Annotated in this window: 16 protein-coding genes and 1 pseudogene; 8 read left to right on the forward strand and 9 right to left on the reverse strand. The window is 72.5% G+C overall.

From position 1 onward, the window contains the following. Positions 1-9 precede the first annotated feature (9 nt). The 4 genes from ASC99_RS22565 to ASC99_RS22580 all read right to left on the reverse strand — a co-directional run bounded on the left by ASC99_RS22565 (position 10) and on the right by ASC99_RS22580 (position 4,524). Complete coding sequence (locus ASC99_RS22565; RefSeq protein ID WP_369824260.1) at positions 10-1,998, reverse strand: discoidin domain-containing protein; 1,989 nt, start codon at positions 1,996-1,998, stop codon at positions 10-12. A 210-nt stretch (positions 1,999-2,208) separates the two neighbouring features. Beyond that, positions 2,209-3,327 carry an AI-2E family transporter gene (locus ASC99_RS22570; protein ID WP_057234919.1) on the reverse strand — a complete coding sequence of 373 codons (1,119 nt, stop codon included), beginning with the start codon at positions 3,325-3,327 and terminating at the stop codon, positions 2,209-2,211. A 64-nt stretch (positions 3,328-3,391) separates the two neighbouring features. After that, on the reverse strand, positions 3,392-4,105 hold the full coding sequence (locus ASC99_RS22575) for a glycerophosphodiester phosphodiesterase (protein WP_057234921.1): 714 nt from the start codon (positions 4,103-4,105) through the stop codon (positions 3,392-3,394). 2 nt (positions 4,106-4,107) lie between these two features. Next, a complete protein-coding gene (locus tag ASC99_RS22580; RefSeq protein WP_200948377.1) occupies positions 4,108-4,524 on the reverse strand; it encodes a molybdopterin-binding protein in 417 nt (138 codons plus the stop codon). Positions 4,525-4,688: 164 nt separating this feature from the next. Here ASC99_RS22580 and ASC99_RS22585 point away from each other — a divergent pair, with 164 nt between their 5' ends. Further along, entirely contained in the window at positions 4,689-4,886 is a 198-nt protein-coding gene (locus ASC99_RS22585) for a hypothetical protein (protein WP_057235161.1), read from the forward strand. Positions 4,887-4,914: 28 nt separating this feature from the next. Here ASC99_RS22585 and ASC99_RS22590 read toward each other — a convergent pair whose 3' ends face one another. Beyond that, positions 4,915-6,093, reverse strand: coding sequence for an ROK family transcriptional regulator (locus ASC99_RS22590; RefSeq protein ID WP_057234923.1), 1,179 nt, complete (start codon positions 6,091-6,093; stop codon positions 4,915-4,917). Positions 6,094-6,178: 85 nt separating this feature from the next. On the opposite strand from ASC99_RS22590, the pseudogene ASC99_RS22595 reads away from it, so the two are divergent. Then, a pseudogene (locus ASC99_RS22595) lies at positions 6,179-7,366 on the forward strand (MFS transporter); the annotation flags it as partial. A 70-nt stretch (positions 7,367-7,436) separates the two neighbouring features. Here ASC99_RS22595 and ASC99_RS37550 read toward each other — a convergent pair. Together ASC99_RS37550 and ASC99_RS22610 are read right to left on the reverse strand one after the other, a co-directional pair. After that, the gene (locus ASC99_RS37550) at positions 7,437-8,549 is read right to left on the reverse strand and encodes an ABC transporter substrate-binding protein (protein ID WP_057241117.1); all 1,113 of its coding nucleotides are present in this window, start codon (positions 8,547-8,549) and stop codon (positions 7,437-7,439) included. A 67-nt stretch (positions 8,550-8,616) separates the two neighbouring features. Continuing rightward, positions 8,617-8,811 (reverse strand): hypothetical protein, encoded by a 195-nt coding sequence (locus ASC99_RS22610; protein ID WP_057234929.1) that lies wholly within the window; start codon positions 8,809-8,811, stop codon positions 8,617-8,619. Positions 8,812-8,993: 182 nt separating this feature from the next. Here ASC99_RS22610 and ASC99_RS22615 point away from each other — a divergent pair, with 182 nt between their 5' ends. The 3 genes from ASC99_RS22615 to ASC99_RS22625 all read left to right on the forward strand — a co-directional run bounded on the left by ASC99_RS22615 (position 8,994) and on the right by ASC99_RS22625 (position 11,073). Then, a complete protein-coding gene (locus ASC99_RS22615) occupies positions 8,994-9,854 on the forward strand; it encodes a helix-turn-helix transcriptional regulator (protein ID WP_057234931.1) in 861 nt (286 codons plus the stop codon). Next, positions 9,823-10,038: a DUF397 domain-containing protein gene (locus ASC99_RS22620; RefSeq protein WP_057234938.1), complete on the forward strand. Its 216-nt coding sequence runs from the start codon at positions 9,823-9,825 to the stop codon at positions 10,036-10,038. The genes ASC99_RS22615 and ASC99_RS22620 overlap by 32 nt, the downstream gene beginning before the upstream one ends. A gap of 63 nt (positions 10,039-10,101) precedes the next feature. After that, a complete protein-coding gene (locus tag ASC99_RS22625) occupies positions 10,102-11,073 on the forward strand; it encodes a deoxyribonuclease IV (RefSeq protein WP_057234939.1) in 972 nt (323 codons plus the stop codon). On the opposite strand, the gene ASC99_RS22630 is transcribed toward ASC99_RS22625, so the two are convergent. Further along, positions 11,030-11,392: a hypothetical protein gene (locus tag ASC99_RS22630; protein ID WP_200948378.1), complete on the reverse strand. Its 363-nt coding sequence runs from the start codon at positions 11,390-11,392 to the stop codon at positions 11,030-11,032. The two genes, ASC99_RS22625 and ASC99_RS22630, sit on opposite strands and share 44 nt — an antisense overlap. 35 nt (positions 11,393-11,427) lie before the next feature. Then, on the reverse strand, positions 11,428-12,186 hold the full coding sequence (locus tag ASC99_RS22635) for an SDR family NAD(P)-dependent oxidoreductase (RefSeq protein ID WP_057234940.1): 759 nt from the start codon (positions 12,184-12,186) through the stop codon (positions 11,428-11,430). 164 nt (positions 12,187-12,350) lie between these two features. Between ASC99_RS22635 and ASC99_RS22640 the strand changes: the two genes are divergently transcribed. From ASC99_RS22640 to ASC99_RS22650, 3 genes are read left to right on the forward strand one after another with little or no spacing between them, the layout of a single operon-like run. Further along, positions 12,351-12,860, forward strand: coding sequence for a DinB family protein (locus tag ASC99_RS22640; RefSeq protein WP_057234941.1), 510 nt, complete (start codon positions 12,351-12,353; stop codon positions 12,858-12,860). A gap of 59 nt (positions 12,861-12,919) precedes the next feature. Beyond that, positions 12,920-13,708 (forward strand): alpha/beta fold hydrolase, encoded by a 789-nt coding sequence (locus ASC99_RS22645; protein ID WP_057234942.1) that lies wholly within the window; start codon positions 12,920-12,922, stop codon positions 13,706-13,708. 32 nt (positions 13,709-13,740) lie between these two features. Continuing rightward, positions 13,741-14,460 carry a TVP38/TMEM64 family protein gene (locus ASC99_RS22650; protein ID WP_082598541.1) on the forward strand — a complete coding sequence of 240 codons (720 nt, stop codon included), beginning with the start codon at positions 13,741-13,743 and terminating at the stop codon, positions 14,458-14,460. Positions 14,461-14,512 lie beyond the last annotated feature (52 nt).

The raw sequence follows: 14,512 nt of genomic DNA on the forward strand, positions 1-14,512 counted from the left end.
CGGCGGCTGTCACGTGCTGTAGACGCCGACCTCGTGCAGGGAGTAGCCCCACTGGGTGCCGCGCTGCACCCCGTGCACCCGGATCTGACGGGCCGGCACCCCGGCGAACTGCGCGGTGTCCAGACCGCCGTCACCAGTGGTGGTGGACCAGACGGACTTCCAGGTGGCGCCGTCGGTGGAGACCTCGATCCGGTACGCCTTCCCGTACGCCCGCTCCCAGGCCAGCGTGACGCGCTTGACCAGGTGCTCGGAGCCCAGGTCGATCTGCAGCCACTGGTCGTCGCTCCAGTCACTGGCCCAGCGGCTGCCCGCGTCACCGTCCACGGCCCGGCCGGGCGCGTAGCTGGTGAACGGGTTCCACTCGGCCGAGCTGGCCGAGGCGGCCGAGCCGGCGGCCAGGTTCACCCCGGCCCGGTGCTGCTCGGCGGCGCCCCAGGTGCGCAGGTAGGACTCGGCGCCCTTGAACAGGTCGTCCACCACGCCCTGGCCGCCGACCAGCCTGATGTCCTCGATCCAGTCCGGCACCAGGCCGTAGTGCGCGGCGCCGTCGGTGTTGATGTCCCAGGTGCGCTGACCGGCCGTCTGACGGTCGATCACCGAGCCGCCGTCGGCGCTGCGGAACGGGTACTGCACCGGGTTGGCGGTGTTGGCCCCGCGCGGGCCTGGCCAGCCGCCGACGCCGTTCATGTCGGTGCCGTAGCCGTAGCCGACGTTGTACTTGTCCCGCAGCGCGTCGGTCCGCTTGGCCTCCGCGCTGAACGCCTCGGCGCCGTTCATGTACTGGGCGACGAACCCGCCGAGCTTGTAGACCCGCTCGATCCAGTCCAGGTCCATCCAGCTGTGCGAGGAGAGCGCGCCCGGGTACGACTGGGACTCCATGATGTCGAAGGCCTGGCCGGCCGCCTTGACGCTCATGTGGTCGAGCTCCAGCATCATCTTGCGTTTCATCATGCCGCGCACCGCGTACTCACCGAGCTCGGTCAGGCCACGGGTGTTGCACTGCGCGTCGCCCGCGTAGGAGGGGACGGCCACTCCGGCCGGCAGCTCCTGCTGGGCGGTCGGCGCCGGGACCAGGCCGATCGGGTTGTCGTGCTGCGGTCCGGCGCACTTCTCGGTCTGCCAGAAGGTGCCGGTGGACAGGAACTGGCCGACGTTGATCGCCGTACCGAGCGCGCCCTCGTCGAACCGGACCCCGCACAGCGCGTTGTCGAGCTTGTGGCAGAGGAACATGCTCCGCACCCCGAGCCCGTACAGCTCGTCCAGGCCCCGGTCGATGTCCGCCTTGCTGCACTGCCCGACGTCCAGGATCTGCTTGCAGCCGAACGGCTCGGAGGTCTCGACCCCGAGCACCACCGCCAACTTGCCCTGCTGGACCACCTGCCGGGCCTGCGCGGTGTCGGTGACGATCCGGAACCAGCCCTTGCCCGGGCCGCCGTACATGGTGTCGATGTACGCCTGCATCTCGTACGTCTTCTGTGCCTGCAGCCGGATCGAGGTCATCTCGTCGCAGCTGCGGTCCTTGAAGAAGTACACCGAGCAGATCACGCCGTTGGTGACCAGGTCGTTGACCAGCACCCGCTCGCCGCCGCGCCAGGCGCGCTCGACCCAGGCGTAGTAGTTCTGCTGGTGGGTCATCGAGTCGTGCGCGGGCCAGTCCTTGAAGGTCGGCCAGCCGTCCGGGTCGTGCCGGCCGTCGCCGCCCTTGGTGATGTAGTCGAACACCGCCAGTGAGCCGTCGGGGTAGTGCTCGGGACAGTCCTTCAGCGCGTCGGCGACGCCGAGTTGGGAGAACGGCTTGCCGCAGATCAGCCGGCCGCCGAACGCCTCGTTGGACATCAGGTGGTCGTGCGCGTCGACGAATCCCCGGACCTGTCCGTTGGCGTCCGTCCCCTGGAAGGGCGCGCCCGTCACGTTGATCCCGGAGTCGGGTGTCGGACGGGCGGTCGGCGTCCACCAGTCGGTCTGGGCCGCCGCCCCGGGCATCGGGACCAGCGCCATCGCCACCAGGGCGAGGAGCAGCGAGAGAACCGCGAGGAGTCTGTGCCTGCTGTGCGCGTGTCTAGTCATGATCACCACTCAGTCGGGATCCGCGTTCACGGTGTGACGAGAATCCCGGCTGTTGGACTCCGAGTCAACAGTCCGGGACAACTGACCTGATAACTCGTCACCGCCGCCAACTCGGGTGCAGGCCACCCGAGATGGGGACCCCTACTGCTCGGCCCGGCCGCGGTGGGGTCGGCCGTCGGTGCCCCGGAGCACCGACACGATGCCGAGACCTGCGGCGCAGAGCGGCACGGCCAGCAGGGCTCCGAGGATGCCCGCGACCCCCGCACCCGCCACCACGGCGAACATGATGGTGGCCGGGTGCAGTTCGACCGTCCGGCTCTGGATCACCGGCTGCAGGACGTTGCCCTCGATCATCTGCACGGCGAGCACGACGCCCAGCGTCCAGAGCGCGGTGCCCAGACCACCGTCGGCCAGTGCGACCAGCACCGCGACGGTGCCGGAGAGGAAGGCCCCGACGAACGGGATGTACGCGCCCATGAACACCAGCGCGCCCAGTCCTGGTGCCCCGGGCACCCCGAGGATCAGCAGGCCGATGGTGATGAAGGTGGCGTCGATCAGGGCGATCAGCGTGGTGCCGCGCATGAAGCCGGCCGTCGCCTTGAACGCCTGCTGCCCGCAGGCCACCACCGTCTCGGCCTGCGGCTGCGGCACGACCGAGCGGACCAGGTCACCCGTGCGGTGACCGTCCCGGAGGAAGAAGAACGCCAGGGCCAGCCCCAGCACCGCGCCGGTGATCATCTGGGTGGCCAGGCCGAGCCCGGAGAGCACCCCGTTGGCCACCGAGGTGACCAGCGAACTCCCGCTCCCCGCCGACTGGGAGAGCGCGAACTGGATCTTCTCCCCGATCGGGCCGAGCCAGTCGGCCAGCTTGTCGCCCGCGTCACGCAGCGCCGCCGCGATCTGCGGGGCGCTGTGCACCAGGGAGTTGGTCAGGATCGCCAGCACCCCGCAGACCACCAGTACCAGCACCGCGCAGGTCAGCCCGGCCGCCAGGGCCCGCTTGACGCCGTGCCGGACCAGCCAGGGCATCACCGGGTAGAGCAGCGCGGTGGCCAGCAGCGAGAGGATCATCGGGATGGTGGCGGCGCGCAGCGCGACGAAGGCGTACACCACCAGGGTCGCCACCCCGATGAACAGGATCACCGCGAGCGACCAGGCGGCCGTCGCCCGGACCACTGGGGGGAGCATCTGCTGCGCCGACCGGCGGTCCTCGGGGCGGACCTCCGGTGCCTGCTCCACCTGCCCGGGCTCCGCTGGCATGCCTGCTCCTGTGCTAGCGCTGTTGATCATCCCATCTCAGCACAGGATCTGATGAAATGTCCGTTTAGGCGCGGCCCCTGCGGCCCGTACTGTCCAGAACCCGGCGCAGCAGCGCGATCCGATTGCTGGTCACCGAGGCCACCCCGGCCCGCAGCAGCCGGGTCATGGTCCGCCGCCGGTCCGCCGTCCAGGCGCTGACGGCCAGTCCGGCCCCGGCGGCCTCGGCCACGTACTCGGCGTCCACCAGACCGAACGGCGGGTTGAGGTAACGCGGCCGGACGTCGGCCAGCAGGGCCGGGACGGGCAGCCGGGGCAGCTTCCAGGTGAGCGACAGCTCGGCCGCCGGGTCCAGCGCCCGGACCGCCAGCATCGCCCCGACCGGGCCGCAGTAGCCGACCAGGTCCTCGGCGCCGAGCCCGGCCACCACGGCGTGGGCGGCGGCGGCCGGGCCGGGGTCGTCCAGGTCCACCAGCAGGCGGGCGCCGGGCCGTTCGGCCACCGCCTTGACCGCCTCGGCCAGCGTCGGCACCCGCAGGCCGGGCCCGCCGACCTGCTCCAGCTCGGCCAGGGTGACCCGGCCGACCGGGCGCGGGTCGTCCCAGAGCCGCTCCAGGGTGAGGTCGTGCAGCAGCACCGGGACGCCGTCCCGGGTGAGCTGGACGTCCACCTCGACGACGTCGGCCCCGGCGGCGAGCGCGGACTCGACCGAGGGCAGCGTGTTCTCCCGGTGGCGGTACGGGTCGCCCCGGTGGGCGACGGCGAGCACGTGCTGAGGCATGGTCAGCTCCGCTCGACCACGACGTTGGTGGACTTGATCACGGCGGTGGCCGGGGCCCCCGGCACCAGGTTCAGCTCCTCGGCCGACTCCCGGCTGATCAGCGAGACCACCCGGAACGGTCCGGCCTGGATCTCCACCTGGGCGGCGACGTCGCCGAGCACCACGTTCGTGACGATGCCGGGGAACCGGTTCCTGGCCGACGAGGGACGGCCCTCCACCTCGGCGTTCTCCGGCTTGGCCAACTCCCGCGCGAAGGCGGCCAGCTCGGCCCCGGCGACGATCCGGTGCCCGTGCTCGTCCCGCTCGGCGACCAGCCGCCCGGCGTCCACCCAGCGGCGCACGGTGTCGGCGCTGACGCCCAGCATCGCGGCGGCCTCGCCGATTCGGTACGGATTGACCGGCCGGTCCGCCTGCCCCATGCGCTGCTCCCGTGCTGTGACTGTGCACTGCTGCTGTCGCCGCCATCCTGCCGTATCGGGGGGCTGGTCAGCTAACGGTCAGTCAGCCATTTTTCGGCATTAAACTGAATGAATCGGGCACGATGGAATCCATCGGCCCGTCGCAGATCCAGGAGGAGCAGTTCATGGCACCCGAGCCCGTCCCGTTCTCGTTCATCGCCGAGGCGGACCGGCACCAGAGCAACATCGCGCCGCCGCGGCGCGAGCGTCGCTCGGCCCGGGCGGTCTGCAGCGGGGTGCTCATCACCGCGGTCCTGATCGCCGGGCTGGTGGCCGCCGTGGCGCTCGGCATGCCCGCCCTGCGCCCGCCCAGCGCCAGCTGACCCGGCGTCACCACCTCCACCACTACGGCTACGGCTCGCCGAACAGGTCCCGCCGCACCGCGTCACCCGCCGTCAGCACCGCACCCGCGAGCACCGCGCCGCCCCCGGCCGACCCGGCCCGCACCTCGGTCCGGAACGGCGAGAGACCGGCCAGCCGCCGCTCCACCAACTCGGCCAGCGCGGCGCCACCGGCCCGGCCGATCTCGCCGCCGAGCACCACGCAGCCGGGGTCGATCACCACGCAGACGGCGGACACCCCGACCGCGATCCGCTCGGCCAACTCCGCCAGGAAGGCGGACTCGCCCTTCTCCAGGGCGGACCGCAGCACCCCTACGGCCTGCTCGACCGGCCCGCCCGGCGGGACCTCCAGGCCGTACTCCCGGGCCAGCGCACAGATCGCCGCGCTGGAGACCGTCGAGTGGAATCCACCGTCGCAGCCGGTCGCGCTCGGCAGCACCTCGGTACCGGGCACCGGCAGGAAGCCGATCTCCCCGGTACCGCCGGAGGCGCCCCGGCGCAGCCGGCCGTTCAGCACCACCGAGGCGCCGACGCCGTGGCCGAGCCAGAGCAGCACGAAGTCCTCCCGGCCCTGCGCGGCGCCGATCCGGTGCTCCGCGATCCCAGCCAGGTTGACCTCGTTCTCCAGGATCACCTCGGTCTCCGGCTGGGCGCGCAGGGCCTCCAGCAACTCGGCGTGCCAGCGCGGCAGTCTGCCGGAGTTGTTCAGCACGCCGGTGGCCGGGTCGACCACCCCGGGGGCGCCGACCGCCACGGTGTGCAGGTGCCCCACCCCGACCTCCGCCGCGGTGCTCAGCAGCGTCCGTACGGTGCGCTCGGCCAGATCCTCGCCGTACTCGGAGCCCGCCGGGATCTCGGCGGTGGCCAGCGTACGGCCGGTCAGGTCGGCGATCACCAGGGACACCCCGGTGGAGCGGACGTCGATGGCTCCCAGGTGCGCCCGGTCGGCCACCAGGGCGTACAGCCGGGCGTTCGGGCCCCGCCGCTGTTCGCTGCTCTCGCCGACCACCGCCACCAGGCCGCCGCGCTGGAGCCGCTCCAGCAGGTCCGCCACGGTGGGACGGGACAGGCCGGTCAGGTCCCGCAGTCCGGGTGCGGTGAGCGGGCCGTGGGCGAGCAGCAGATCGAGCGCCAGTCGATCATTGATGGCGCGGGCGGTGCTCGGTGTGGCCGTGCGCGCGATGGTCATGAAGAGGCATCCTTCCAGAGCTATCTATCAGGGTACCTGCCTGATAGTTTGTCGAACAGTCATCCAGAAGGGGGAGCCCGAGGTCATGGACAGTCACCAGGAGGCCCGGCGGGCCAGAGTGCGGATCGCCCTGGTCTTCGCCGTGCACGGCGCGGTCACCGGCACCTTCGTCACCCGGATCCCCTGGATCCAGGACCACCTGGGCCTGAGCCCGGGTCAGCTCGGTCTGGCCCTGGTCGCGCCGGCCATCGGTGCCTCGCTGGCCATGCCGCTGGCCGGGCGGGTGGTCCACCGCTACGGCGCGCGGGCCGCCGTCCGGGGGCTGCTCGCGCTCTGGTGCCTGGCTCTCGCGCTGCCCGCGCTCGCCCCCAACCTGGCAGCGCTGTGGATCATCCTGTTCCTGTACGGCGGCGCCGCCGGGATGGCCGACGTCGCGATGAACGCCCAGGGCGTCGAGGTGGAGCGGCGGCTCGACCGCTCGATCATGTCCGGCCTGCACGGCATGTGGAGCGCGGGCGGGCTGATCGCGTCCGGCTTCGGCGTACTGGCGGCGCATCAGCAGTTCGACGCCCGGGCGCAGTTGGCCGTCACCGCGCTGGTGCTCACCGCGCTCGGCGTCTCGGTCTGCAGCGGGCTGATCGACGTCCGCCCCGCCGAGGACGAGGACGCGCCGCCGCGCTTCGCCCTGCCGCCGCGCTCGGCGCTGGCGATCGGCCTGGTCGGCTTCTGCGCGGTCTTCGCCGAGGGCGCCAGCATGGACTGGGGCGGGGTCTACCTGCGGGACGTCACCGGCGCCTCGCCCAGCATCGCGGCGGCCAGCTTCACCGCCTTCGCCGCCACCATGACGGCGGCCCGGCTGGCGGGCGACCTGGTGGTCCGCCGGCTCGGCCCGGTCCGCGCGGTCCGGGTCAGCGGCTGCGTCGCCACCTTGGGCGGCCTGCTGGTGATCGGCTCCGACTCGCCCTACCTGGCCATCCCCGGATTCGCGCTGATCGGCATCGGCATCGCCGTGGTCGTCCCGCTCGCCTTCGCGGCCGCCGGGCGCAGCGGCGGCAACCCGAGCCAGGCCATCGCGGGGGTGGCCACCATCACCTACACCTCCGGCCTGATCGCCCCGGCCGTGATCGGCCTGATCGCCCAGACCACCTCGCTCACCGTCTCCTTCGGCGTGGTCACCGCGCTGACCGCCGCCCTGGTGCTCAGCGCGGGTGCCCTCCGGCAGAACGCCTCCTCCCGCACCGAGCCCAGCGCCGAGCCCAGCGCGGATCCCGCCGCCCTGGGCGTCACCGACGTGGCGGAGAACCGCGACCAGGACGCCGCCCCCAAGGCCGAGCTGTGCCCCCTCAGTCGGCGTGCAGGATCCGGAACCGCCCCGGCTCCGCCGGATCACGGTCGACGACCTGGATCGGCGTCGACGCCCACTGCCGGACGCCGATGCCCGGCACCCGGGAGAACCGGATCGTGCCACGGGTGCCTTCGACTGCGACGAGCGGCCAGGCCGCGGCAGTGCTCGCCCGGTCCGTGCCGTGGGAGCGCAGCACGTCGGCGAGGACGGTGATCGTGTCGTAGCCCTCGAAGGCGACGAACGAGGGTGCTGCGGACAGCCGCTCACCGAGGGCCGTCCCGACGCGCTCGCCGAGCGGGGTGAGGCGCTCGGGCAGGTAGCGCAGGAACGGGATCGCGGCGCCGTCGGCGCCCAGCGCGGTCGCCCACTCGGCGAACTCCGGCTGCCCGGCCGGCGCACCGATCACGGTCTCGGCGAGGCGCGGGTCCCGGCGGACGGCCCTGACGATCGGCACGGCCGGATCAGGCTGGCCGACCAGCAGGAGGAGGGCGGTCGCGCGCTCCTCGACGAGTGCGTCGCACACGGCCGCGGGGGTGAGTTCGCGCATGTCGAGTTCGATCACGGTGCCGCCGCGTGCGCCGAGGTGCTCCCGCAGGATGCCGGTCCCGGCGGCCCAGTAGACGCTCGGCTGGGTTGCCACGGCGATCCGACGGTGGCCCGCGCCGTGCAGGAAGTCCGCGTAGACCCGCCAGCCGCGGGACTGCGGCGGGGAGAGCCGGGCGACCCATTCCGTCGGCTGGTCGGTGAGCGCGTCGAGCACGGCTGACGAGCACAGGTACGGCAGGCCGAGGGCGTCCGCCCTGGTGGCGGCGGCACGGGCGACCACGCTGTGGTACTCCCCCGCCAGGGCGACCACACCCAGCCGGGCCAGTTCGTCCACGGCCGTCGAGGCCCGCTCCGGATCAGCCGCGGTGTCCCTGACCACCAGCTCGACCGGCCTGCCACCGATCCCACCGGTGTCGTTGACGTCGCGAACGGCCAGCTCGAGGCCGGCGAGCAGGTGCCGGCCCGCCTCGACCCAGCCGGGCCGCGTCAGCGGAACGAGAGCACCGATCCGGACTGACGGCCCGTCGGTCCGCGCCGCTCCGGCCGGCGGTGGTGAGGCGTTCATGTGGTGGTGTCTCCCCGGTGGAACCTGAGCGTGTCGTCCATCCGGTGATCATCGGCGGCGGTCCCGGTTACCGCAACCCCCGGTCCAGCCGAAGCCGTTCGCCGTCACCGGCCCGGATCGGGCAGTCCGGCATCGGGCAGCCGCACTCGCCGAAGGAGAGCGCCGAGCCCGAGACGTACTCGGCCCGGTCGAACCCCCGCCGCTCGGCCGAGCTCCGCCCCTGCCGCACCCGCTCCTGAATCCGCTCCGCCGTCTCGCTCATGGCCGACCTCCGCTGTCGCGCTTTGCCTCGTTGCCCCGCCGACCGTGATCCCGATCGACTAGCTTGGTAACAGGATCGACACGGAGAGCGACCGCGAACAGAGTTGACGGTCCAACAGTCGAGCCGACAGATCCGGCCGCCCTCCCCGGCCGGGCCCGCCGACCCGGGAGAACCAACGACAGATGCCCAGCCCACGCGAACTCGACCCGTCCGAATCCATGCTGGCCCTGTTCGGCTGCGAGCTGCGCGAACACCGCTCCCGGGCCCGGCTCAGCCAGGAGAACCTGGGCGAGGTCCTCGGCTACACCGGATCACTGGTCGGCCAGATAGAGACCGGCCGCCGTACCCCCACCCGGGAGTTCGCCGAGCGGCTCGACGGGGCGCTGGAGACCGGCGGGATCTTCTCCAAACTCTGGCCGCACATCACCCGTGGCCAGTTCCCCGGCTTCTTCAAGTCGTACGCCGAACTGGAGCCCCGGGCCTGCCAGATGCTGGAGTACGGCGGCGAGCTGATCCCCGGCCTCGGGCAGACCGAGGGGTACATGCGGGCGGTCTTCGAGGCCGGGCTGCCACTGGCCCCGCCGGAGACCATCGAGGAGAAGGTGGCCGCCCGGCTGGGCCGCCAGGAGCTGCTCCGTGGTCCAACACGTCCGTTGTTGTGGTGGCTTCTGGCGGAAAATGCTATTCGTCGCCCGGTGGGCGGATTTGGCACGATGGCTGATCAGTTGGGGCACCTGGTTGATCTCGTCCGGTCGCGGATGGTTGTGATCCAGGTGCTGGAGACCTCCAGAGGTGCACACGCGTTGCTGGAGGGGTCAATGACGCTAATGTCCTTCGCAGACGGGATCCCCGACACGGGGTACGTCGAGGCGCCGCACGCCGGTGTGCTGATCGAACACCCGGACACGGTACGAGAGTTGAGGCTCTCCTACGACCTGGCACGGGCTGACGCCCTGTCACCGGAAGCGTCGCTGAACCTCGTTGAAAAGGTAGCGAAGGAGCACCAACACCATGCTGACGAGCACCGAGCTGAACCGGGCTGACTGGCAGTCGTCCAGCTACAGCGGGGCCTCCGGTGGCAACTGCGTCCAGCCGGCCCTGAATCTCGCCGCCGCGCACGGCGTCGTCCCGGTCCGCGACTCCAAGAACCCGGTCGGCCCGCACCTGGAGTTCCCGGTCGGCGCCTGGGCCGCGTTCGCGAGCTGGGCCGCCACCCAGCCGGTCTGACGGACCCCGCAGGTCCGACCTCCGCCGGATGGCCACGACGGTGCCCCCGCTACCCTCGTGGCCATGAACACCGCAGCTCAGCCGCCCGTTCCCGGCACCCGCAACCCCGTCGGCGCCCATGTGCCGGTGGCCGGTCGCGGGCTGGTCGGCACCGGGCTGGCGTACGCGGAGCGGGTCGGCGCGGAGGCCGTCCAGGTCTTCGTCGCCAACCCGCGCGGCTGGGCCACCCCCGCCGGGACACCTGCCCGGGACGCGGAGTTCCGGGCAGCCTGCGCGACCGCCGGCATCCCGGCGTACGTCCACGCGCCCTACCTGATCAACTTCGGCTCCGACTCGACCGCCACCCGGGAGCGCTCCGCCGAATCGCTGTGGCACTCCCTGGTGCGCGGGCACCGGATCGGCGCGCTCGGCGTGGTGGTGCACACCGGTTCGGCCGTCGGCCGGGCCGCCGACGGCGGCTCCCGCTACGCCGAGGCGATGGCGCAGGTCCGGGCGGACGTCCGGCCGCTGCTGGACCAGCTGGACGCGCTCGGCGAGGACGCCCCCTGGCTGCTGCTGGAACCCACCGCCGGGCAGGGCAGTTCGCTCTGCTCCCGGATGGAGGACCTGGCCGCCTACTTCGACGCCCTCGACCACCACCCCAGGGTCGGCGTCTGCCTCGACACCTGCCACGCCTTCGCCGCCGGGCACGACCTGGCCGACCCCGAGGGCGTCACCGAACTCCTCGACACCCTGCACGCCGCCGTCGGCCCCGGCCGGCTCCGGCTGATCCACGCCAACGACTCGATGGACGTGGTCGGCGCCCGCAAGGACCGCCACGCCAACATCGGCGCGGGCCACATCGGCTCCCCCGCCTTCGCCCGCCTGCTCGCCCACCCCGCCACCGACGGCGTCCCGCTGATCATCGAGACCCCCGACGGCCGCCACGACCCGGCCCGCATCGAGGGCGCCCGGCACGCGGCGGACATCGCCCTGCTCAAGCAGCTCCGGATCAGCGAGTCTCCAACGGGTCTGCCCGGCCGAGCAGTTCCGTGAGCGGAGTGCCGGTCCGAGCGGCGATGATGCGGCGGGCCCGCAGCTGGGCGCGGGTGCGGGGGCGGAACTTCGGCTCCCGCCCGCACCCACACGGCTCGAAGCCCTCGTAGCGCAGCCCGGCGTCGAGAACCGCCGCCACCACCGACCACGCCTTCCGGTTGCTACGGCGCGGTGCCGCGAAGTCGTGCCCCGCACACAGCAGTTGCCCGGCGCAGCGCGGGCAGGTGGCCCCGGCCTCACCGGGATGCCGTTTGAAGCTGATCCGGCACGACACGCACGCGTAGTGCAGCTTGTAGTGGACGAACGCGTAGGTGCACATGAGCCGACCGTATCGGCAGCGCTCCGTCGTCCCGGCTACCGGGCGAGGTAGCCGCCGTCCACCGGCAGGATCGCGCCGGTGACGAACGAGGCCCGCTCCCCCGCCAGGAAGGCGATCGCCGCCGCCACCTCGGCCGGTTCGCCGAGCCGCCCCATCGGATGGGCGAGCTTCATCGTGGCCAAGTACTCGGCACCGCCCGGCTGTTCGGCGACCGCCTCGACCGCCTCGGTCCTGATCGTGCCCGGCGCCACCGCGTTGACCCGGATGCCGTGCCCGGCCCACTCCACCGCCAGATGCTTCGTCAGCCCGGACGCCACGAACTTGGCCGGCCCGTAGGCCGCCTGCCTGGCCTGCCCGGCCACTCCCGAGATCGACGAGACGCAGACGATCGAGCCGCCCGCCTCGTCCGCGAGCATCGCCTCGATCGCGTACTTGCAGGTCAGGAACATCCCCCGCCCGTCCACCGCCAGCACGTGGTCCCAGTCCTCGACCGTGGTCTCCAGCGCACTGCCCAGCGGGATCACCCCCGCGTTGGCCACCAGCACGTCCAGCCGCCCGAACCGCTCCACCGCCGCCCGCACCATCCGCTCCGCGTCCGCCGGGCTCGACACGTCACCGACCACCGTGCCGACCTCCGGCAGCTCCTCCCGGAGCGTGGCCAGCCCGATCTCGTTCACGTCGTTCGCCAGCACCCGGGCCCCGTCGGCCACCAGCACCCGCACGGTGGCCCGCCCGATCCCGCTGGCCGCTCCGGTCACCAGACACGCCTTGCCGGTCACCCCGTACTCGCCCACCGCCGCACTCCTCGCCTCGGACCGGCCTGACGCCTCGTCACACCCGCTCAACGAGCCCGGCCCGGACTGGATGTGCGGCCTTCCGGGGGCCGGGTCCCGAGCCTGACCGCCGACCGTCGATACTGGCGCCACCCCACCCTCCAGTACGGACGAGGAGCACGACAGTGACCGACGACACCCGGATCGGCCCGCCGAACTTCGGCAGCGAGCGCGAGATGCTGCGCACCTTCCTCGAGTACCAGCGGGCGACCCTCGCGATGAAGTGCGCGGGGCTGACCGACGAGGAGCTGCGGCAGCAGTCCAGTCCACCCTCCACCCTCTCGTTGCTCGGCCTGGTCCGGCACCTGGCGGAGGTGGAACGCGCCTGGTTCCGCCGGGTGTTCGAGGACCACGAGGCGCCGATGGTCTGGTCCGAGAAGATCGACTTCCAGGCCGCCTACGACGCGAGCAACTCCACCCGGGAGGAGGCGTTCGGCGCCTGGGAGGCCGAGGTGGCGAACTCCCGCCGGATCGAGCAGGCCGCCGACTCCCTCGACCTGGCCGGGTACCAGCCGAGGTGGGAGGAGGAGGTCTCGCTGCGGATGGTGATGGTGCACGTGCTGCTGGAGTACGGCCGCCACAACGGCCACGCGGACTTCCTCCGCGAGGGCATCGACGGCACCGTGGGCGCCTGACCTGGCCTGACCTGCAGAAATCACTGGCGCTGCACCAGGAGCGATGCGATCATCTGCGGATGATCACCCTCGCCGACGACCTCGGCCACCTCTCGTACACCGTCACCGGAGAGGGCTCACCCGTCCTCCTGGTGCACGCCGGTGTCACCGACCACCAGCTCTGGGACCCGATCGTGCCCGCCCTCGCCGAGCGGCACACCGTCATCCGGTACGACCTGCGCGGCTTCGGCGAGTCCGCTCCCCCGTCGGGCCCGTTCAGCATGGCCGACGACCTGCGCCGGATCCTTGACCACCTCGGTCACGACCGCGTCCAGCTCGTCGGCGCGTCCTGGGGCGGCCTGCTCTCGCTCGCCTTCTCCCTCGCCCACCCCGAGCGCGTACGGTCGCTGACCATGCTGGCCGCGATGTGGCCCGGATATGACTGGTCGGCAGAGATGCACGCGTACGACGAGGCCGAGACGGCCGCGCTGGAGGCGGGCGATCTGGAGGCCGCCGTCTCGGTGAACCTGGACATGTGGCTGCGCGGCCCGTCCCGCAGCTGGGCGGAGGTCGCCCCGGGCCTGGCCGAGCAGCTCCGGGCCCCGGTGCGGATGTCCCTCGTGCACCAGGACGTCCGGGGCGAGTACACCGAGGACCTTCCGGCGCGTGACCTGAGCGCCGTCGCCGTGCCCACCATGGTCGGGATCGGTCTCCTGGACGTCGCCGACTTCCAGGACATCTCCCGCCGGTACGCCGCCGCGATCCCCGGCGCCACCCTGGTCGAGTTCCCCACCGCCGCCCACCTGATCCCGCTCGACGCACCCGCCGAGCTGACCGCGGCCCTGCTCCCCTTCCTGGACAGGGTGTGAGCCGGCCGCGGACCGGACCGTAGACTCGCCGGGTGCCTGTCGTGTCGCGCGTGATCCGGTCGCCGTGGTTCCGGTTGGGGGCGTTGCTCGCGGTGCTCGCGGCGGCGGCCGGCTCGCTGCTGCTCTGGAGCCCGACCGACCTGCTGCGGGACGGCGTCCCGATCCCGGTCTTCGTGCTGGTCTACGCCGTGGCCACGCTCGCCTTCGTGCCCAAGCCCGCTCTGAACGGCGCTGCGGGCATGGTGCTCGGCAGCGCCCAGGGTGTGCCGGTGGCCGTCGCGGCGACCACGCTCGGCGCGCTGCTGGGGTTCTGGCTCGGGCGGGCCCTCGGCCGGGACGCGGTCCGGCCGCTGCTGCGCGGGAAGGTCGCGACCGCGCTGGACCGGCGGCTCAGCGAGCACGGCTTCCGCAGCATGCTGCTGGTCCGGGTGATCCCTGGTGTGCCGTTCCAGGCCGCGAACTACGCCGCCGCGTTCTCCGGTGTCCGGGTCCTGCCGTACACCCTCGCCACCGCGTTGGGCGTGGCGCCCGGCACGGCCGCGTACGTGATCGCGGGGGCCAGCGCCGGCCACCCGGGCTCACCGGCCTTCCTGATCTCGGCCGCCCTGATCGTGCTGATGTGTCTCTACACCGTGGTGGCCGGCTGGCGCGCGTACCGCCGTTCCCGGCGCCGCCCCGCCGTCGCCGTTGCCGCCGCCGTCGCCCCCGAGAGCGCACCGGAACTCTCCGCCGTTCCCTCGCACAGCCGCTGACGCACCGTCGAATTCACTGTCCCCTGTCGGTGTGATCCGCAAGAATGAACTG

Source organism: Kitasatospora sp. Root107 (assembly GCF_001424875.1).
Taxonomy (GTDB): domain Bacteria; phylum Actinomycetota; class Actinomycetes; order Streptomycetales; family Streptomycetaceae; genus Kitasatospora.